Source organism: Rhizobium sp. AP16, assembly GCF_000281735.1.
GTDB classification, from domain to species: Bacteria; Pseudomonadota; Alphaproteobacteria; order Rhizobiales; family Rhizobiaceae; genus Rhizobium; species Rhizobium rhizogenes.
The window spans coordinates 1-807 of sequence record NZ_AJVM01000093.1 but is presented as its reverse complement, the minus strand read 5'-3'; the positions used below and the strand labels follow the sequence as shown (position 1 = coordinate 807).

The 807-nt window shown below is 55.4% G+C and carries 1 pseudogene; it reads right to left on the bottom strand.

The features are described 5' to 3' along the window. Positions 1-51: 51 nt before the first annotated feature. Positions 52-802: pseudogene (locus PMI03_RS30265) on the bottom strand (IS6 family transposase). Positions 803-807 lie beyond the last annotated feature (5 nt).

Genomic DNA, 807 nt, shown 5'->3' with positions numbered 1-807 from the left:
GGCGATGTCACGTTGTTCGCTTAATCCCCGTCAAGGTGTTTGCCGATGAACTTACGCAGTTGCGCCGGTCACGGCTTTCCAATGCGCCATTGCGCGGATGCGATGAATATGGGTGGCGAGGGCTGAGCGTTTCTGGTGCGACGGGACGAAAAGATTTCTGATTGCTGAAAAGACCGAGATGAAATATTGCAAGCCGCCGACGGATCGAAATCCCTGCATCATCCGTTCTCGTTTCCGAAGTGGTGCGTGAGAATTTTCCGCGCGATTGTTCAGGCCCTTGTGGGATCGATGTTCGACGCCGGGCATGACATTGCGTCTTGCTGCTCCGTATGAGCGCAGTTTGTCGCTGACGATGCGCTTCGGCGACAGGCCTTGCTTCTTTAACAGTCTGACCAGCAATCGCTTGGCAGCCTTGGTATCGCGGCGAGCCTGGACGATCTCGTCGAGACCGTAGCCGTCCTGGTCAACCGCGCGCCAAAGCCAATGTTTTCGGCCACCGATGGAAATCAGGACCTCGTCCAAATGCCAGATATCCTTTTGCGACGGCTTCTTTCTGCGCAACTGCTTGGCGTAAGCCGCCCGAATTTGAAGCCCCATCGCCGGATCGTTTCGTACGATACGACAATGCCCCGCTCCAACAGCATTTCCTCGACCAACCGTAGGCTCAACGGAAACCGGAAATACAGCCACACCGCATGGGCGATGATCTGCGGTGAAAAGCGGTGATTCTTGTAACTGATCGTCGTCGAGCTCATCCTCGCCCAATTATCCCTCAACCGTTAAGCTGTAGACAACGTGACATCGCCC